The 18,527-nt window shown below is 64.3% G+C and carries 17 protein-coding genes; all 17 read right to left on the reverse strand.

Going from position 1 to position 18,527, the window contains the following annotated elements:
* Nucleotides 1–409 precede the first annotated feature (409 nt).
* Nucleotides 410–1,216 (reverse strand): hypothetical protein, encoded by an 807-nt coding sequence (locus ACPPVQ_RS16690; RefSeq protein ID WP_426516250.1) that lies wholly within the window; start codon nucleotides 1,214–1,216, stop codon nucleotides 410–412.
* Between the two features lie 778 nt (nucleotides 1,217–1,994).
* Entirely contained in the window at nucleotides 1,995–3,188 is a 1,194-nt protein-coding gene (gene tuf / locus ACPPVQ_RS16695) for an elongation factor Tu (protein WP_426516251.1), read from the reverse strand.
* A 146-nt stretch (nucleotides 3,189–3,334) separates the two neighbouring features.
* The gene (fusA, locus tag ACPPVQ_RS16700; RefSeq protein ID WP_426516252.1) at nucleotides 3,335–5,449 is read right to left on the reverse strand and encodes an elongation factor G; all 2,115 of its coding nucleotides are present in this window, start codon (nucleotides 5,447–5,449) and stop codon (nucleotides 3,335–3,337) included.
* 87 nt (nucleotides 5,450–5,536) lie between these two features.
* Nucleotides 5,537–6,007 (reverse strand): 30S ribosomal protein S7, encoded by a 471-nt coding sequence (gene rpsG, locus ACPPVQ_RS16705; protein ID WP_163287610.1) that lies wholly within the window; start codon nucleotides 6,005–6,007, stop codon nucleotides 5,537–5,539.
* Nucleotides 6,007–6,381, reverse strand: a complete 375-nt coding sequence (gene rpsL / locus ACPPVQ_RS16710; RefSeq protein ID WP_055811472.1) for a 30S ribosomal protein S12 — start codon at nucleotides 6,379–6,381, stop codon at nucleotides 6,007–6,009. Before rpsL ends, rpsG begins: the two co-directional genes overlap by 1 nt.
* Before the next feature lie 355 nt (nucleotides 6,382–6,736).
* Nucleotides 6,737–7,228 (reverse strand): DUF6121 family protein, encoded by a 492-nt coding sequence (locus ACPPVQ_RS16715; RefSeq protein WP_426516253.1) that lies wholly within the window; start codon nucleotides 7,226–7,228, stop codon nucleotides 6,737–6,739.
* A 20-nt stretch (nucleotides 7,229–7,248) separates the two neighbouring features.
* A complete protein-coding gene (locus ACPPVQ_RS16720; protein ID WP_426516254.1) occupies nucleotides 7,249–8,367 on the reverse strand; it encodes a hypothetical protein in 1,119 nt (372 codons plus the stop codon).
* 107 nt (nucleotides 8,368–8,474) lie between these two features.
* Entirely contained in the window at nucleotides 8,475–9,263 is a 789-nt protein-coding gene (locus tag ACPPVQ_RS16725) for a hypothetical protein (protein WP_426516255.1), read from the reverse strand.
* A gap of 1 nt (nucleotide 9,264) precedes the next feature.
* Nucleotides 9,265–10,047 (reverse strand): hypothetical protein, encoded by a 783-nt coding sequence (locus tag ACPPVQ_RS16730; RefSeq protein WP_426516256.1) that lies wholly within the window; start codon nucleotides 10,045–10,047, stop codon nucleotides 9,265–9,267.
* Nucleotides 10,044–11,096: a type IV pilus assembly protein PilM gene (pilM, locus tag ACPPVQ_RS16735; RefSeq protein WP_426516257.1), complete on the reverse strand. Its 1,053-nt coding sequence runs from the start codon at nucleotides 11,094–11,096 to the stop codon at nucleotides 10,044–10,046. The genes ACPPVQ_RS16730 and pilM overlap by 4 nt, the downstream gene beginning before the upstream one ends.
* 28 nt (nucleotides 11,097–11,124) lie before the next feature.
* The gene (locus tag ACPPVQ_RS16740) at nucleotides 11,125–11,949 is read right to left on the reverse strand and encodes a prepilin peptidase (protein WP_426516258.1); all 825 of its coding nucleotides are present in this window, start codon (nucleotides 11,947–11,949) and stop codon (nucleotides 11,125–11,127) included.
* Nucleotides 11,950–11,958: 9 nt separating this feature from the next.
* Nucleotides 11,959–13,545: a polymer-forming cytoskeletal protein gene (locus ACPPVQ_RS16745; protein WP_426516259.1), complete on the reverse strand. Its 1,587-nt coding sequence runs from the start codon at nucleotides 13,543–13,545 to the stop codon at nucleotides 11,959–11,961.
* Nucleotides 13,546–13,574: 29 nt separating this feature from the next.
* Entirely contained in the window at nucleotides 13,575–14,201 is a 627-nt protein-coding gene (locus ACPPVQ_RS16750) for a hypothetical protein (protein ID WP_426516260.1), read from the reverse strand.
* Nucleotides 14,198–14,617, reverse strand: coding sequence for a type IV pilus modification PilV family protein (locus ACPPVQ_RS16755; protein ID WP_426516261.1), 420 nt, complete (start codon nucleotides 14,615–14,617; stop codon nucleotides 14,198–14,200). Before ACPPVQ_RS16755 ends, ACPPVQ_RS16750 begins: the two co-directional genes overlap by 4 nt.
* Before the next feature lie 102 nt (nucleotides 14,618–14,719).
* Nucleotides 14,720–15,211: a type II secretion system protein gene (locus ACPPVQ_RS16760; protein ID WP_426516262.1), complete on the reverse strand. Its 492-nt coding sequence runs from the start codon at nucleotides 15,209–15,211 to the stop codon at nucleotides 14,720–14,722.
* 182 nt (nucleotides 15,212–15,393) lie between these two features.
* A complete protein-coding gene (locus tag ACPPVQ_RS16765) occupies nucleotides 15,394–16,623 on the reverse strand; it encodes a type II secretion system F family protein (protein ID WP_426516263.1) in 1,230 nt (409 codons plus the stop codon).
* Complete coding sequence (locus tag ACPPVQ_RS16770; protein ID WP_426516264.1) at nucleotides 16,623–18,494, reverse strand: PilT/PilU family type 4a pilus ATPase; 1,872 nt, start codon at nucleotides 18,492–18,494, stop codon at nucleotides 16,623–16,625. The genes ACPPVQ_RS16765 and ACPPVQ_RS16770 overlap by 1 nt, the downstream gene beginning before the upstream one ends.
* Nucleotides 18,495–18,527 lie beyond the last annotated feature (33 nt).

An 18,527-nucleotide genomic window follows, 5' to 3' on the forward strand; every position in this document is an offset into this window, starting at 1 on the left:
TCAATTCCCCCGGCGCGACGGTGACCTTGCGGTTTCGCGTCTCTCCGGGAGCCCGACCCCTGCGCTCGGGCGTGTAGCCGAACCGAAGACATGGAGGACCCATGAATTCGTTGGAGGTCGATTAAGCTTTGTCCTGCTGCCCGCGGCCTAACCTTCTCCCGCCGATCGAATGAACGACCTTGCGAGGGGTTATGCACTGCCTGGCAGTGATCCGTTCGGAGCGCACGTTGGCACACTCGTCGCGAAATGTTGAACTAGACGAGTTTGCCACAGTATCGCCCTGCTTGCAACCCGGGCGTGTCGCGCCCGGCGTGTCGCCTTCGACGACCATCCCCGCCACTTCGGTGCGTGCCCGCCACCTCGAGCTGGCGGGCACGCACCGAGCTGGCGGGCGTACCGAGCGGCGGGATCACGGCGAACGTGTCGGCAGGCCTGCGTCCGCGAGGCGTCGCCGGAGGAGAGCAGAGTTCGTCGCCTCGCCCCAGCCCCATCGGACGACGCGGTAGCCCAGCGCCCGGATGCGGCCCTCGCGATACTTCTCGTCCACGACGACGCGCTCAGGGCTGCGACCGCGACGGAGTGACGCGTCGAGATACTTCGACTCACCGTCCGCCTCGCCGACGATTCCCAGGTCGGGCCATGCGAAGTCGACACCGCCGACGAACCCGTCCGCGTCGGAGAGCGCCCACTGCAACGTCGGCCGCACGAAACCTGCCTGGTCGATCGCAACCCGGCTGGCCGATTCGAGTGGGCTCTCAGCCCCGCCATCGGCGAAGTCGAGAACTCGCTTCGCCCGCAGGTGCCCTCGAAATGGCAGGAGCTCCTCCCAGACCGCGAAGAGCTCCTCCGTGGTCGTGAGAGCCGCGGTCGATCCACATCGGCCGACTTGCAGTGCCGCGTCGGCCGCCACGATCGCCCCGAGTGCGTTCGGCGATGAGGCGAGGTCCACCACCGTTCTGGCGACGCTCGTGGCGAGCAGGGCACCCGCGCGAACGACATGGTCGCGCCAGGGGCGCTCGTGCTCGACCACCCCGTTGCGCGTTCGGCCCGAGCGCCCCTCTGCAGCGAGCACATGTACAAGGGACGAGTCGTCGCGGACGAGAGGCAGACCGTGGATCACTGCAGCCGACGAATGCGAGAAGACCGGGGCGCGGACGCGTGTCCTGGCGACGGCGTGCAGCGTTCGCAGGTGCTGCTCCCGTGCACTGAGGGCCATCCATATCTCTTCTGTGACGTAGGCGCCGCGACGGACCCTGTGTGACGTCCCGGCACGAACAGCGCGGGCGCGAAGTCGTGCCGCGTCGCTCCGATCGGTGCCAGATCGGCCATGAGGATGAGGTCGGAGTACGGCTCGCTTTCGGCGGATTCTGAGGCGTTCATCCATCGATAGTGCCCACGCGCGATTCACGCCGCTGCCCTCCACGAGCGATCTGTGGATCCCTCGCCGGTGTTGGCGGAAATGCGCCCGCCACCTCGGTACAAGCCCGCCAGTTCGAAGTGGCGGGCTTGTACCGAAGTGGCGGGGACGCCGATTGCGGCAGCCGGGCACGCGAACGGGGCCGGGCAGAGCGCCCGGCCCCGTCAGCTCCAGCGGCCCCTCGCGCGGCCGCGAGCATTTTGATTGGTTGCCGACGGGCTCACCGCGCTACCGCGGGTGCCATCGGCGAACGGCCTTCGAACGTGTTGCCCGAGAGACCTAAATTCGTTCGCCTGACGCGGGGCTGAGGGATGTACCGCTCATGCCCTCCGCGTGTTCGCTGGTGAAGTCCTTGGCCTGGTTTGCGAGGTGATCGATACCCATACGCACTCCTCTCGTCGGCGACACCGTTCAGTTGAGACGGTTCCCTACATTGTCCGACCATCGAGGCGCAGGGTAAAGGACTACGAGAAAGTCACAGGTTCGGACATTGCATCCGGAACGGACACAAAGGATATGGACATGAAGAAGAGGGGCCGAGCCTTTCGGCTCGACCCCTCCTGATCAGTAAGCGGACTTACTTGACGATCTTCGTCACCGTACCGGCGCCGACCGTGCGGCCACCCTCGCGGATCGCGAAGCCGAGGCCCTCTTCGAGAGCGATCGGCTGGATGAGCGCAACAGTCATGTCCGTGGTGTCGCCGGGCATGACCATCTCGGTGCCCTCAGGCAGCGTGATGACGCCGGTGACGTCCGTGGTACGGAAGTAGAACTGCGGGCGGTAGTTCGCGTAGAACGGGTTGTGACGGCCACCCTCATCCTTGGAGAGGATGTAGGCGGTGCCCTCGAAGTCGGTGTGCGGCGTAACCGAACCCGGCTTGACGACGACCTGGCCGCGCTCGACGTCTTCGCGCTTGGTGCCACGAAGGAGCAGGCCACAGTTTTCGCCGGCCCATGCCTCGTCGAGCTGCTTGTGGAACATCTCGATACCCGTGACCGTGGTCTTCTGCGTCGGGCGGATGCCGACGATCTCGACCTCGGAGTTGATGGCGAGGGTTCCACGCTCGGCGCGGCCCGTGACGACGGTTCCACGACCGGTGATCGTGAAGACGTCCTCGATCGGCATCAGGAACGGCTTGTCCTTGTCGCGGATCGGGTCGGGGATGGAGTTGTCGACGGCCTCCATGAGGTCGAGGATGCTCTGGGTCCACTTCTCGTCGCCCTCGAGAGCCTTGAGGCCCGAGACGCGCACGACGGGGGCGTTGTCGCCATCGAAGTTCTGGCTCGCGAGCAGCTCGCGGACCTCGAGCTCGACGAGCTCCAGGATCTCCTCGTCGTCGACCATGTCGGCCTTGTTCAGCGCGACGAGCAGGTAGGGAACGCCGACCTGCTTGGCGAGCAGAACGTGCTCACGGGTCTGAGCCATCGGGCCGTCGGTAGCGGCGACCACGAGGATCGCGCCGTCCATCTGTGCGGCACCGGTGATCATGTTCTTGATGTAGTCGGCGTGCCCAGGGGCGTCAACGTGCGCGTAGTGGCGCTTCGGGGTCTCGTACTCGACGTGCGAGATGTTGATCGTGATACCGCGCTGGCGCTCTTCGGGAGCGGAGTCGATAGACGCGAAGTCGCGCTGCACGTTGGTCGCCGACGGGTACTTGTCAGCAAGCACCTTCGAGATCGCCGCGGTGAGCGTGGTCTTGCCGTGGTCGACGTGACCGATCGTTCCGATGTTGACGTGCGGCTTGGTCCGCTCGAACTTGGCCTTAGCCACTGGGTCCTCCTCAGGACTCTCATGTAGAAACCCCGGTCGACGGTTTTCGACCGGCAGCGCTACGGGATTGTTTACCTATGTTACTTGGTTGGTTTGAGATTTCGGTACGCGGGACGAACCCGCGCACCGGACCTCAGGTCGGCGTGTTACTCGCCTTTGTTCTTCTGGACGATCTCGTCGGCGACAGCCTTCGGGACCTCTGCGTAGCTCTCGAACGTCATCGAGTACACCGCACGACCGGAGGTCTTCGACCTCAGGTCACCGATGTAGCCGAACATCTCCGACAGCGGGACGTGAGCACGGATCACCTTGACACCGCTCGCATCCTCCATGGACTGGATCTGACCGCGACGCGAGTTCAGGTCGCCGATGACATCACCCATGTATTCCTCAGGGGTGCGGACCTCGACGGACATGAGCGGCTCGAGCAGAACCGGGTTCGCCTTGCGAGCGGCTTCTTTGAAGCCCATCGATCCAGCGATCTTGAACGCCATCTCCGAAGAGTCGACGTCGTGCGCGGCGCCGTCGAGCAGTGAAGCCCGAACGCCGACCATCGGGTAACCGGCGAGCACGCCGACCTGCAGTGCGTCCTGGATTCCGGCGTCGACCGAAGGGATGTACTCCCTGGGGATCCGACCACCGGTGACCTTGTTGACGAACTCGTAGCTTGTCTCCGGGGTGATCTCGAGCGGCTCGATGGCGATCTGGATCTTCGCGAACTGGCCGGAACCACCGGTCTGCTTCTTGTGCGTGTAGTCGTGCTTCTCGACTGCTCGCTTGATCGTCTCGCGGTAAGCAACCTGCGGCTTACCGACGTTGGCCTCGACGTTGAACTCGCGCTTCATGCGGTCGACGAGGATGTCGAGGTGAAGCTCGCCCATTCCCTTGATGACCGTCTGGCCGGTCTCCTGGTTCTGCTCGGTGCGGAACGTCGGGTCCTCTTCGGCAAGCTTCTGGATCGCGACGCCCAGCTTCTCCTGGTCGGCCTTCGTCTTCGGCTCGATCGCGACCTCGATGACGGGCTCGGGGAAGGTCATCGACTCGAGGACGACCTGGTTGTTCGGGTCGCACAGCGTGTCTCCCGTGGTCGTGTCCTTGAGGCCGATCACAGCATAGATGTGGCCTGCGGTCACAGACTCGACCGGGTTCTCCTTATTGGCGTGCATCTGGAAGATCTTGCCGATGCGTTCCTTCTTACCCTTGGTCGAGTTGATGACCTGGGCACCGGAGTCGAGGTGACCCGAGTAGACGCGAACATAGGTGAGGCGACCGAAGAACGGGTGCACTGCGACCTTGAACGCGAGAGCCGCGAAAGGCTCCGAGGCGTCGGCGTGACGCAGGATGATCTTCTCTTCGTCGCGAACGTCGTGCGCCTCGATCGCGGGAACGTCGAGTGGCGACGGCAGGTAGTCGATCACAGCGTCGAGCATCGGCTGGACGCCACGGTTCTTGAACGCAGAACCGCAGAGCACCGGGTAGAGCTCGCTGTTGACCGTCAACTTGCGGATGGCGCCCTTGATCTCGGCGACTGTGAGCTCCTCGCCCGAGAAGTACTTCTCGAGCAGCGCATCGTCGGACTCGGCAACGGTCTCGAGCAGCTTGTGGCGGTACTCCTCAGCCTTTTCGAGCATGTCGGCCGGGATCTCTTCGATCGCGTACTTGGCGCCCATCTCGACATCACCCTTCGAGTCGCCGCGCCACGTGAGCGCACGCATCTCGACGAGGTCGATGACGCCCTCGAACGACGACTCCGCGCCGATCGGGAGCTGGATGACCAGCGGCTTCGCGCCGAGGCGGTTGACGATCGTGTCGACGGTGAAGTAGAAGTCGGCGCCCAGCTTGTCCATCTTGTTGACGAAGCAGATGCGGGGAACGTCGTACTTGTCGGCCTGGCGCCAGACGGTCTCGGACTGGGGCTCGACGCCCTCCTTGCCGTCAAAGACGGCGACGGCACCGTCGAGGACACGGAGCGAACGCTCAACCTCGACCGTGAAGTCGACGTGTCCGGGGGTGTCGATGATGTTGATCTGGTTCTTGTTCCAGAAGCAGGTCGTCGCAGCAGACGTGATCGTGATGCCGCGTTCCTGCTCCTGCGCCATCCAGTCCATCGTCGCAGCGCCGTCGTGGACCTCACCGATCTTGTGGGTGATACCCGTGTAGAACAGGATGCGCTCTGTCGTGGTGGTCTTGCCGGCATCGATGTGCGCCATGATGCCGATGTTGCGGACCTTGTTCAGGTCGGTGAGCACGTCCTGTGCCACAGGTTTCCTCCGAAATATAGATGTTGGTACATGGCCGACCTGATGGTGCGGAGCGACTGCTCCGCACCATCCGATCGGTACGGGCTGTTACCAGCGGTAGTGCGCGAACGCCTTGTTCGACTCGGCCATCTTGTGCGTGTCTTCACGACGCTTGACGGCCGCACCGAGACCGTTGGACGCATCCAGGATCTCGTTGGTGAGGCGCTCGGTCATCGTCTTCTCGCGACGGCCCTTGGCGTAGCTGGTCAGCCAGCGGAGTGCGAGGGTGTTGGCGCGGTGAGGCTTGACCTCGACCGGCACCTGGTAGGTCGAGCCGCCGACGCGGCGGCTGCGGACCTCGAGGGTGGGGCGCACGTTGTCGAGCGCCTTCTTGAGCGTGGCGACGGCATCCTGACCGTTCTTGGCGGCAACGCCTTCGAGCGCGTCGTAGACGATGCGCTCAGCGAGGCCCTTCTTGCCGTCGAGCAGGATCTTGTTGACGAGCTGGCTGACGATCGGTGCACCGTAGACGGGGTCGGCGACAACGGGACGCTTCGGGGCTGGACCCTTGCGAGGCATTACTTCTTCTCCATCTTCGCGCCGTAACGGCTGCGAGCCTGCTTGCGGTTCTTGACGGCCTGGGTGTCGAGCGCGCCACGGACGATCTTGTAACGAACACCCGGGAGGTCCTTAACACGACCGCCGCGGACGAGCACCATCGAGTGCTCCTGCAGGTTGTGGCCCTCGCCCGGGATGTAGGCGGTGACCTCGGTGCCGTTGGACAGCTTCACACGGGCCACCTTGCGCAGAGCCGAGTTCGGCTTCTTGGGGGTCGTCGTGTAGACGCGCGTGCACACGCCGCGCTGCTGGGGGTTGGACTTCAGGGCGGGAGCCTTGGTCTTCGTGACCTTGGGGCTGCGGCCCTTCCGAACCAACTGCTGAATGGTTGGCACTACGTTCTCCTTGTATATGAACTGCACGGTGACAGCTGTTGCTTTACTGCTTCGAACGACTTCACGCCGACGTTCTGGCGTGTCGGGGTTCTGTGGTCACCAACCGGCGGCGCAGAATGAATTCTGGTTCGGGGTTGATATGCCGTGGGGGCCTGATGTGGCCCAACATGGATGAGCACGAGCCAACCGCTCGGGGTTCCCGCTCTCCGGCTTCAGGACCAGAAGTTTTCGGGCACCACGCGAGCGCGTGACAAAGCACACACCCGAAAAATACTAGCTTGCGCGCGGGTCCCGGTCAAATGACGGGCACCTCTGAGCACAACGCACAGGTGTCTCCCGGCATTCCCCGGGTCGCCTACTCTTTGTCGTCGTGCTCCCAGGGCCAGCGCGGCCTTCCACGTTGCTGGAAGCGGCCGACGAGCACCAACTGGTAGACGAACGCGACTACGGCGCCCGCTATTCCGGTGGCCACCGAGAACCACGACGCGAACATGTGGAAGGAGAAGGTGAGGAAGCCGAGGGGTTCGCTTCCGCCGACCGCGTAGGCGATGCCGCCGCTGAGCACGAAGACCACGTAGGCGATCACGCCGACGAGGAGTGCTGTCAGCGGGGCGATGCGCTGTTCGTCAGACGGCACGCTGCGGCCGCGGACGACCAGGCTGATGAGCACGGCGATCGTCGCGCATCCGACCATCACCGGCCCGACAAGGGGCCCGGCGTCGGGAACGTCGATGACCTCGATGTTCCAATACAGGCTGATCAGGCCGAACGCCGCAACCAGGATGGCGAGGTAGAGGAAGGCAGCGAAGAAGGCGACGACAGTCGCGTAGTTCCGGTCCTCACGCATGGTGCGCCGACATCAGGTGCCTAGGCTCCCGGTGCGTACCCGTTCTGTGTGGCGCGGGGTCCGGCGGCGATGGCGCGGTCGTACTCGGCCTGGGCTTCGATGTTCTTCGCCTTGAGCTTGCGGCCGCGGACAGCCAGCCACAGTCCGGTCCAGATCGATACCTCGCGGGCCACGATGCCGGCCCAGATCGCGGGAGCCGTGAGCCAGAGCACATTCAGCCCGCGGCCGACCACCTCCGGCGTCAGTTTCCACGCCTGAATCTGCAGGAGAACGCCGCCGGCGTAAGAGAAGTAGGTCACTGCGGCCACCACGAAACCGCCGATGATGTAGGCCCACCAACCGGCGCGGTTGAGAATCTGGATCAGCACCACCATCGCGACGAAGAAGAAGATGACGGGAATCCAGAATACCCAGGTACCGATGAACGACTTCACGAAAACGTCGAGGTACCGTGCCGCCGGAAATCCGATCGCCGCGATGACGAGGTTGACCGCGGCATAGACGACCGCGAACACGACGGTGCCCAGGAGGGCGATCAGGATGCCGAAGCCCCTGTTGCTCTTCTTCTTGGGGGGCACGGGCGCAGTGACGTAGATCGGGGTGGCCACAGCGCCGTATCCGGCCGGGGCGGTTTCTCCCGCCACAGCGGCTCCGGCGACGGCTGCTCCGGCGACGGCCGGGGGCTCGGTGGTCCTCGTCGACTCCGCGGCCGGTCGCGTCGTGTACACCCCGGTGACGGCGGCTTCGTCGTACGCGGCGACCTTCTCGTCGGCGACATCGGCCTCGGTGTTGGAGCGGGCGACGGCGGCTGCGACCTCTTCGTCGCTTGCGGCCACAGGCTCGGGGGCTGTGACCGGTGCGGGTGCAGCGGCAGATTCCGCGGTGGATGGTGCGGATGCGGCGGATGGTTCGGATGCGATGCCAGCGGACGCGGGCGCGACCGGCTCCCCTGCTCCCGCGCCGTCAGCGGTATTCGCCTCCTCGGCGGAACCCGCCGTCTCCGGAGCGTTCACGTGGCCGCGGGCCGAGACAGGTTGCGATGGCGGGTTCGCGATGTCGGCGTCGGTCCCGTTCGTCCCGGTGTCCGTCTCGCCGGTCGGTTCAGCAGGGTTCGGTGACTCAGGCGTCGTATTGCTCATGGTGTCACTCCTCGATCAGCCCACCCGGGCATCCGTCACTCTGGTGCAACCATAGCAACGGGGTACCCGGATGGGCCGGAGGCGACAGGCGCTCTCGAGAAGTGTGTTTACGGCTTGGGGGTCGCGGTCGGAGCGGGTGTCGACGTCGGTGTGGGCGTCGCGCCAGCCGCGCCCGGTGAGACCGTGCCGGCCTTCGGGGACGCGAGAACGTAGACGTAGCCGCCGATCGTATAGGTCGGAAGGGACGCAGTTCCGGACGCTGTCGCGGCGCCTCCCCCACCTCCGCTGAAGCTGGTCACCATGAACAGTCGCGGACCGTTCTGGAGCTTGTCGAGGAACGCGAGCGCCGCCGCGTCCGGAGCCTGGATGCCGATCTTCACCGGGATGGCGACGAAGTTCTGGGCGGTGATGAGCGGGTTCGACTTCAGCGTCGGTGCCTGAGGTGCCGTCGGCGCAGCCGGCGCGGCGGAGGGCGCAGGCGTGGCCGACGGCGACGGCGATGAACCTGCTTTCCCTGTCGCCGCAGGCGCCGGGGCGGGTGCGGCCGGTGGCAGGTACGCAACGGCGTCGCTCGGGGTGAACGCGGTCACGGTGGCGCCGGTCGACGAGGCGAGAAGGTAGACCGTGCTCAAGAGCTTGTCGAGCGCAGGCGACGACGGGATCGAAGTCTGCAAAGTGGCCAGTTGAGCCTTGAGCTCGTTCAGCTTGCCGTAATCGGCGCGCATCTTCGTGATCGCGTCTTGGGTGGACGCGTTCTGCGCAGCGATCGTCGACCGTTGCAGATCGGCCGCCTGCGCCGCGGCGAGCTGCGGCTGCACACCCAGAACATACCCGAGTCCGCCGACGATCGCGATCGCGAGCACGGCACCGATCATCAGAAGTCGGTTCTTGTCCACGTTATTTGCCCTTCTGTGTGTCGAAGCGACCGTCGAACGCGCTCTCGTTGAGATGGATCGTGGCTGTTGCGTTGTACTCGCCGGCCGACGCGAGTGTGATCCCACCGGGCGCAGTGTCGGCAACCCCGGGTAGCGTCGCGAGGGCGCTCAGCCACAGCGGCAGATCGGGAAGGGACTTGCTCGTGACAGTCAGCGTCACGGTCGCGACTCGTGACGCCTGAAGTGGGACAGCCGACTGCGGGTAAGCCGTCAACGGCGAAGCCGAGTCCACGGTGACGGCGGTCAGCGTCACATTGGCGGGGATGGTGCCCTTTGCCTTATTGAGGAAGGTGTTCCAGTCGATCTCGGTGGATGCGCCGATCTGCTGGCCGGCTTGCGTCAGCTGGATCTGGCTCTGGACTTCGTTCACCACGCTGTACTTCTGCTCCTGGAGCAGAAGGGACTGGGTCTTCGCCTGTTCGGCCGTCAAGGCTTCCTGCGACTTCAACGCGAAGAACGCGCTGCCGGCGATCGCAGCAACGACGATGACGATCACGATGACGAGCCAGACGACCAGTTGCCGAGCTAAAGCGTCTCGTTTGCGGCTAGCTCGCACCTCCGGCGGGAGGAGATCCACCCGGGGCTCAGCACCGATCAGTACGACGGCGTGAGCGGCAGTGATCGATGGAGCCTCGTCAACACCGCCATCCTCAGCCCTGCTGCCCTTTCGAAGCGACAGTCCCCGGCGCTTCGAAGCGTTGTTCTCGTCGCTGGTTCCCGCTCTGCGTCCTGTTGTCGTGCTCATGCTGCTGCGCTCCCGATCGCAAGCCCAAGGGCTACTGTTATCGACGACTGCCGCTCCCGCAGGTCATCCGCGTTCAGTCCGCGTGACAGTGCGACCGCTGCGAACGGGTTGCCGTGCGACACGGGGATCCGGCTGTATTCGCTCAGGATGTCGACGAAGCCGGGAAGCTGGGCGCCGCCACCGGTCACGATGATCTGCGTCACCGGATCGCTCGGCCTGGTGTTGGAGAAATAGGTGATCGTGTTGCGAAGACTGCCGAGAAGTTCGCTGATCACTTCATAAATCGTCGACACGATCTTCTGCTCTTCCGCGTTGGAGACTGTGCTGGCGAGCCCGTACGCGCGCTTGTACCGCTCGGCCTCCTCGATGGGTACCTCGAGGCGCGCCGCGAGCGCAGTGGTGATTTCGGCACCGCCGGTCGGGATGATGCGCACGAACTGGGGGAACCCGTTGGATGCGACGACCACGCTTGTCGTGTTGGCACCGATGTCGACGACGGCGACCGTCCCCGGAACCTTCGGACGGCTGAGCAGAACGCGGTCGAGTGCGAAGGGGATGAGGTCGACATCCACCGGGGTCAGGCCGGCGAGCCGGGTGGCCCGCACATTGCCGAGGACTGCCTCCTTGACCGCTGCGATGAGAAGGCCATTCGTCATCGCACCATGCTCGGTCACCGTCTCCGAGATCGGGTAGAAGTCGAGAAGTGCGTCCTGAACGGGGACCGGGAGCATGTCCTGCACCACGAACGGAAGGGACTCACGGATGCGGTCGCGAGGCCCTGAGGGAACGCTGAGATCGCGTGCAAGGACCCTCTGGTTGCCCATCCCGAGCACGACGCGCTTGCTCTTGAATCCGCCGGCCGACCAGAGCTGCTTGAGGAGTGTACCTACCGTGTTCGGTTCCAGGACTTCACCACGGCTGACCGCTCCTTCAGGAACATCGAGTTCGTGGTAGCGCAGCAGGGTGGGCCTCGCCTTGTCGGCGTCGGCCACCTCGACGGCGCGCACCTTCGTGCTGCCGATGTCGACTCCTACGATCGTCTTGGCCATGGTCTTTCTCCTTTCGCGACTGTCGCGGTCATGCGACGCCGATCAGACTGAGGTAGGCCGACCAGACGGCGTTACCGAAAAAGATCCCGAGCCAGGCGCCGGCGAGCATCCACGGCCCGAACGGGATGCCGCTCTTGCGACCCGCGCGACGCGTCGCAAGAAGGACGAGTCCGTAGACTCCACCGAGCAGGAAGGCGGAGAAGGCGCCGACGACCAGCGCACCCCAACCCAGCCAGCCGAGGTAGAGCCCGAGAAGGCCCGCGAGTTTGACGTCGCCGAGGCCCATTCCGCCCGGCCGCAGAAACGCAAGCGAGAAGTAGAAGCCAAGCATCGTTGCTCCGCCGATCCCTGCGGTGGCGAGCTGCTGCCAGTGGCCCCCAAGCAGGGCCGCGCCGCCCAGCAGCGCCGCAGCGACGAGGTAGCTCGGGAGCACGATCTTGTCCGGGAGCCGGTGCGTGTCGATGTCGATGAGACCGAGCGCCACGCTCACTGCGGCGAGATAGAGGAAAGCGCAGAGAGCCAGGGCGGCCGACACGATCGCGAGGGCCTGATAGCCGGCCAGCGCGTCGACGAAAGGCACGAGAAACACGGCAGCCACGACGGCGAACAGCAGCGCGGTACCGAATTCCACCAGGGGATATCGCACCGAGATCCGGGCTCCGCAGTCACGGCACCGCCCGCGAAGCACGAGCCACGACAAGACCGGGATGTTGTCGTACGGGCGGATGCGGGAGTTGCAAGACGGGCACGCACTCGGCGGGTTCACGATCGACCGGCCGGCAGGGATGCGGTAGACGACGACGTTGAGGAAGGAGCCGACAAGCGACCCGAACACTGCTGCGAAAGCGACCACGTCGATCACCTACCCCGTGATGTTCCGGCTGGAGAACACCGCACCCAGGTAGCCTGGGGTGAAGGAGGTCGAGATGTGGGTGGCGTCCGCGAGATTCCACCCCGGCAGGCCGATCGGAACGAAGTTCAGGACGTACGAGTTGTCGAACTTGACGTCGAGCGTGTAAATCTGGCCCCACATCTGGCTACCCGTGCTGCTCAAGCCGCAGGGCGTGTAAAGGAACATGTCGACGGAGGCGTCTGTCGTCACCTGGTTATCGATCTCCGACGGACTTGCGTTGGTTGGGCAGTCGGGTGTTTTGTTCGTGAGATTCGCGTCTGGTGTGATCATCCAGAGTCGCTGTGAGGAAGCGACCGAGGGCGTGCTTGACGTAATCGTCTGGTTCTTCAGCTGATAGCTTGTCGCGAACAGAACCACATCGGACTTCAACGTGAGGTTGAGCCCACTGAGATCCACGTGCTGGCTGTTGCAGCCACTACCCGCTAGCGCGTTGATGATCGTCGGACCGGTGGCAGCGTTGATCTTGGCTGCGACGTCGGTCTTGCAATTGGCTGCGTTGACCACGGCGTACGGAGTTGAGGTCGCGTCCACCCAGTCCGGCGGGTTGTAGCCGAAGTCGACCCACGGCGGGACTACCGGCATGGTCGGGGTGGGGATTCCGGTCTTGTTCTGGGTGACCGTTCCAGCGATGGTGCCGGTCTTGGTGACCGTCCCCGCTGTCACGAAGGACCCACCGACGGAGCCACTGACGCTACTCGAGCCCGTCAAGGGTCCGGACGTGACACTGCCGCCGACTGTGCCGCCGATCGAGACGGGGCCTTCGGCTGTGATGCTGCCGTTGACCTTCGAACCGCCCGCAAGGGTCACCGACTTGCCGCTCGAAAGACCGAGAGCGACGACGTTTCCGAGGATCGTGCTGTTGTTGCCGATGCTGACAGCCGTGGATGCGTAGACGTCACCGTTGATCGTGCACGCGCTCGTCGTGGAGTAAGACCCCCCACCGAGAATCACCGATCCCTGGACGGAGCCGCCCGCCTGACAGGAGAGGCTCCCGTTGACGAACATCATGCCTGGCTTCGAGGTGCCCTGCTGGGTGATGGTGAGGTTCGTGATCGTCGTATCGGTGACCTGCCATCCGAAGACACCTGCTCCGGTTCCCTGTACGGGCTGCGGGAGAATGGCGGGAGTGTAGTTGAAGATCGTCTCCACAGTCTTCTTCGTCGGTGCGAACCCCGTTCCCGATCCGACTGAAACGATCCTGACTTTCTTGAGGTCGGGATTTGTGGTGGGGCAGCCAGGGTGCCATGCCGTCCCGGTGATGTCCGGAAGCTGGTAGGAGACGTTCACGGTGTAGACAGGTGCGCTCGAGCTCGTATACGGCGCATTGCAGACGCTCTTGCTGAGGTCGGCCTGCGCCGCCGCGATGCCGGCTTCGGCAGCGGCCTGAGCTTGGACGCCCCCTCTGGTGGTGTCGCTGAAGTGCAGACCTGCGACTAACACGGTCCCGGTTGTCGCGACGAAGATCATCATGACCGCCGAGATACCGATTACGGCGATGAGCGCCGCTCCGTTTTCGCGTTCACGCGAACCGTGCAAGGCGTTATGGCGTGATCCTAGGATTCTTGTCAGAAGCATGGCGCACTCTCCGTTGTCGGGTTTGGGATGGTGGCTGTGGTCTCAATATGAACGGGCTGACCCGTTCCGGTGGTCACGTCGAATTTGAGATCGACGCGCGTGCCGTTGGGTGCGGCGAAAATCAGTGCCGAAGGCGACGCATCGACCTGTACCTGAAGGCCATTGCCGATCAGTGTCCAGGACGAGTCGGGCGTTCCGATGGGCATCACGATCGGGACCGCGGGGGTGGTGATCTTGGTGTATATCGCGCCCCCGAGCGCCGTCGTGTAAAGCCAGGCTCGGCAGGAGGTCCCGCTCGAAGCCCCCTGAGTCGGGTCGACGTTCGGATCCATGCTGAATTCGCGGGCCAGCAGGAGCTGCGAACCGGACGTCGAATCGACCTGCACGCTCAACGCAGTCGCGTTGTTCACCCCCTGTTCGATGGAGCGGGAGATGAGCTGGCCGAGGTCAGCCGCCTGAGTAGCGGAACGGACAGTGTTCTGGGTGCGGGATGCGCCGACGAAAAGTCCGCCGACCATTGCGATCACGAGCAGGGTGAGCAGTGCCGCTATGAGGAGTTCGATGAGGGTCAGGCCCGCGTCTGCGCGGGCCTCATCCAACGGGGCCGAGGTGCTCATGAGGTCAGGTACACCTTGGTGATCGCGGAGGCGAGCACTTTGGGGCTGCCGGTCAACGTCACGGAAACGCTTACCGTGATGACACCAGGCGTGCCTGCGGTGCAGGCTCCCACGGCGCGTTTCGGTTGGAAGGACACTCCGCGACGGTCGACAACAGGAGGGAGGACCTGGTTCTGATAGGCAGTCAGTGTTGCGCACGTGGGCGTCCCCACCCGTGCAGCGTCGATCTGCTGGTTCACGAGCTGGCTCGCTGTGGCGATGTTCGTGTTCTCGGTGCTCACCTTGAGGGAGCCGACGAGTCCGGGAATCAGTCCGAGGGCGACGATCCCGAGCAGGAACATCGCAACGACGACCTCGATGAGGGTAAAGCCGCCGTCATCGACGGCGGCGTTGCTGGTGCGGATGAGATTCCTCACGATTCGCCTCCCTCGGGTTCAGGCATCGGGAATGTCTGGGTTATGCGTTGGTGGGGTGGACCGGCGCGTATACGCGGCGTGCCACCCCACCAGGGATCGTTGTTACGCGCAGCCGGTAGGCTTCGTGTTGGCCTGGCTGACGCCGGTCGTGTCAGTGATGTAGAAGCTTGGCTTCGAGCTGCTCGTGCTGACACCGATCAGGCAGTACCCGGTGTAGTTAGCAGCAGTGTCATCCGCGAGCGAGAAGGTGTTGCTGCTCAGGGTCAGCCCGTACTTGGCCGCGAGAGTGGTGGGCGTTGCCCCGGCTGCCAGCGGGAGTCCGAGCAGGCCCTCGGTCTGTGCGGCCGTTGAGGCCGGGAAGTCGACCCCGTACCCGACGATCGCGGTCTTGGCGTTCGTGAGGTCGGCCTTCACGGCACTGTCCTTGGCGCCGTCCTGGATACCCAGGTAGACGGGGATCGCGATCGCGGCCAGGATGCCGATGATGATCACGACGACGAGGAGCTCGATGAGGGTGAAGCCCTGCTCGGTCTCTTCGCCCTGGAGGATTGCTTTACGGCGAGCGTTCAGCTTGCCCATGAGACGGAAGTACATTGCAGTTGTCCATTCGGTCGGGTGGTGCGGTCGGTTCGAACGGGAACGAGATTCCGTCCGGTGGGTTGATGCTATTTGCCAGCAGATTCCCGGCAGAATCCCACGAGTGGGGGGTTTTTCACTCAGGGAATACCCCAGTTAGAGGGAGTCAACTATCGACATACCCCCAGCTTTGGGGCTGGCTATTTGATGAGGGTTGCGATCTGGAAGATCGGCATGTAGAGGGCGATGATCATGCCTCCGATGACCACGCCGAGGAAGGCGATGAGGAGCGGCTCGATCAGCGAGGTCAGTGCATCCGTCATCGCCTCGACCTCCTGGTCGTAGAACGCACCGATCTTCTCGAGCATCGTCTCCAGCGAGCCGGCATCCTCGCCGACAGCGACCATCTGAGTGACCATTGGGGGAAACACGGGCTGCTCGGCCATCGGTTTGGCGATCGACTCACCGCGTCGAACCGACTCACCGACTTCCGCCAGCGCATTCTCGATCACCCAGTTGCCGGAGGTCTCCCCCACGATTCGCAGAGCCTGGAGAATCGGCACACCTGCGCCGATCATGTTCGAGAAGTTCCGTGCGAAACGCGCGATTGCAATCTTCTTCATGAGATTGCCGAAGACCGGTAAACGGAATTTCCAGGGGTCGATGAACTTCCGCACCCGCTCCGTGTTCTTGTTGGTCCGCCACCACAGCCAGAAGCCGATGATGAGAACGGCAAGAAGTGGTCCGAGCCAGACCATGGACTCCGAGATGTTCACCAGGATCTGGGTCGGTATCGGGAGCGATCCGCCGAGGCTCTGGAACATGTTCTTGAAGATCGGAACGATGAAGGTGAGCATGATGACCACCGCGACCAAGGACATGATGAGAACCACGACCGGGTAGGTCATCGCCGACTTGACCGTCGAGCGAAGTTTTACCTCTTTTTCGAAGTTCGTCGCAACCGCGTCGAGGGCGCTATCGAGGAACCCGCCCGTCTCGCCTGCCCTGATCATGCTGATCATCAGGGGCGGGAAGTCGATCGGATGCTTGGCCATCGAGACGGAGAGGGACGTGCCCTCCTCGACTTCGTCCCGCACCGACACCATGATCTCAGCGAGCTTCTTGCTCTCCGTCTGCTCCGCGAGGATGTTGAGGGTGCGCAGAAGCGACAGACCAGAGCCGATCATGGTCGACATCTGGCGGGCCATGATGGACAGGTCCTTCAGCTTGACGACCGCCTTGAAGCCGGGGATGTTCAGCTCACGCTGAAGACCCGTACCCGCATTCGCCTGATCGATCGAGACCGGGGTGAGCCCCATCGTTCGGAGCCGCGAGACGACAGCACCCTCGCTGGGGGCGTCGAGCTGGCCCTTGACGATCTTGCCGGTCGCGTTGCGCCCTGCGTACGCGTACGTGGTCGCCGTAGCCATCAGCGCACCTGACCAGAGTAGGAGTCACCGAAGTCGATGCCGCTCTCGGCGATTGCACGCGCAGACGCCTCCGTCGGCGATTCGACGCGCTGCACCAGCCGGCCGAAGCCTTCTGGATCATGCACTTTCTCTATCGCAGCCTTGTGCGTGATCTTGCCGTTGTTGACGAGGTCGGCGAGATGCTGGTCCATGGTGTGCATACCCTGCTCGCGACCGGCCTGCATCATCGAGGCAATCTGATACGTCTTGCCCTCGCGGATGAGGTTCGCGATGGCCGGTGTCATGATGAGCACTTCGGTGGCGACCGCGCGCCCCTGTCCGCTTGCCTTCTTGACCAGTGTCTGGCAGACCACGCCCTGGAGCGTGGCCGCGAGCTGTGCACGCACCTGGCCCTGCTGGTGCGGGGGAAAGACGTCGATCACACGATCGATGGTCTGGGGAGCATCCTGAGTGTGCAGGGTGGCGAAGACCAGGTGGCCGGTCTCGGCTGCCGTCAGGGCTACCGAGATGGTCTCCAGGTCACGGAGCTCACCGATCAGGATCACGTCGGGGTCCTGGCGCAGGACGTGCTTGAGCGCTGCGCCGAAGCTGTGCGTGTCGGCGCCGACTTCGCGCTGGTTCACGATCGACTGCTTGTGGGTATGCATGAACTCGATCGGGTCCTCGACCGTGACGATGTGGTCGGAGCGTGTCGAGTTGACGAGGTCGATCATGGCCGCGAGCGTCGTCGACTTTCCCGAACCGGTCGGACCAGTGACGAGCACAAGTCCGCGGGCGAGCTTCGAGAAGTTGCCGACGCTCTCGGGGACACCGAGTTCTTTGAGCTGCTTGATCTCCGTGGGGATGAGACGGAAGGCGGCGCCGACTGCCCCACGCTGCTGGTAGAAGTTGACGCGGAAACGCGCGTTCGCCGAGATGGTGAAGGCGAAGTCCAGTTCGAGTTCACGTTCAAACATCTCGCGCTGCTGCGGCGAAACGATGCTCATGAGCGCCGACAGCACACGTTCACGATCCCAGGGGGTGGCGTCGCCGACGGGCCGCAACCCACCGTCGACACGAACCATTGGTGCGGCATTCACTGTCATGTGGAGGTCGGATGCACGCTGCAGGACCACTTCGTGGAGAGCCGCGACCAGTTCGGGATCGGCGCCACGCAGGGCCTCGCGCTCCACCTCGGTGAGCGTCTCCGCCTGCGGCAGGATCGCGGTGGGTCCGGTAGCGTCCGCGCGCGCCGAGCGACGTCCCTCCGGCGCGGGCGCCGGCAGGTCGGCGAGCGAAGCGGCGGAAGGCGCTGCGAGGCCTGGGAGAGGAACCGTGGGCGCGAGGAGGTCGGCCAACGCGAAGTTCGGCGCCTCCACTGTCGGCGGTTCGGCCGGTTGAACGATCGGCACGGTGACGGCCGCGGTCGACGGCGCCGGGAACTGCGAAAGTCCCGGGGCCGCGAAAGGAGACGCGGCGGGAGCCGAATCGGTAACCGGCGCGGGGCCGGGGACCGGCGCGGGTTCCGGAGCGGGGACTGCTGAGAATGCGGACTCGACCGGCGCTGGATACGTTGCCGTGGCCGCCTGCAGCGGAACCGACGGTTCGAACGGCGCCGGTGGCGCCGAGGGCGCCGGCACCGTGGACGGTTCCGGCGGTGCCGCATACACGGGCTCAGGCGTCGTCGGCGCGACATACGCCGGCGTCGGCGCCACCGCCGCGGCGAAAGTGGTGTCGCGTTCGGGGTCGTAGGCGGTTGGCGGAGTTGCAAGGAGCGACTCGAACGACGGCCGCACCGAGGGTTCCACGATCGGCGAGGGCGTTCCCGGATGCCAGCCGTCCGCATTCGAACCAGGTGGCGTCACCGGGATCTCGTAGATCGGGTTGCTCATTCGGTCTCCCCACTCTGCTTGTGCGTCAGACAT

The organism is Leifsonia sp. McL0618, assembly GCF_049994905.1.
Lineage (GTDB): Bacteria > Actinomycetota > Actinomycetes > Actinomycetales > Microbacteriaceae > Diaminobutyricibacter.

Excerpts from the sequence above, each read along its gene's own strand:
- ACPPVQ_RS16765 (WP_426516263.1), bottom strand. The coding sequence starts at position 16,623 with ATGGCTACGGCGACCACGTACGCGTACGCAGGGCGCAACGCGACCGGC.
- ACPPVQ_RS16690 (WP_426516250.1), bottom strand. The coding sequence starts at position 1,216 with ATGGCCCTCAGTGCACGGGAGCAGCACCTGCGAACGCTGCACGCCGTC.
- ACPPVQ_RS16730 (WP_426516256.1), bottom strand. The coding sequence starts at position 10,047 with ATGAGCACGACAACAGGACGCAGAGCGGGAACCAGCGACGAGAACAAC.
- pilM (WP_426516257.1), bottom strand. The coding sequence starts at position 11,096 with ATGGCCAAGACGATCGTAGGAGTCGACATCGGCAGCACGAAGGTGCGC.
- ACPPVQ_RS16760 (WP_426516262.1), bottom strand. The coding sequence starts at position 15,211 with ATGTACTTCCGTCTCATGGGCAAGCTGAACGCTCGCCGTAAAGCAATC.
- rpsG (WP_163287610.1), bottom strand. The coding sequence starts at position 6,007 with ATGCCTCGCAAGGGTCCAGCCCCGAAGCGTCCCGTTGTCGCCGACCCC.
- ACPPVQ_RS16720 (WP_426516254.1), bottom strand. The coding sequence starts at position 8,367 with ATGAGCAATACGACGCCTGAGTCACCGAACCCTGCTGAACCGACCGGC.
- ACPPVQ_RS16770 (WP_426516264.1), bottom strand. The coding sequence starts at position 18,494 with ATGAGCAACCCGATCTACGAGATCCCGGTGACGCCACCTGGTTCGAAT.
- ACPPVQ_RS16715 (WP_426516253.1), bottom strand. The coding sequence starts at position 7,228 with ATGCGTGAGGACCGGAACTACGCGACTGTCGTCGCCTTCTTCGCTGCC.
- ACPPVQ_RS16750 (WP_426516260.1), bottom strand. The coding sequence starts at position 14,201 with ATGAGCACCTCGGCCCCGTTGGATGAGGCCCGCGCAGACGCGGGCCTG.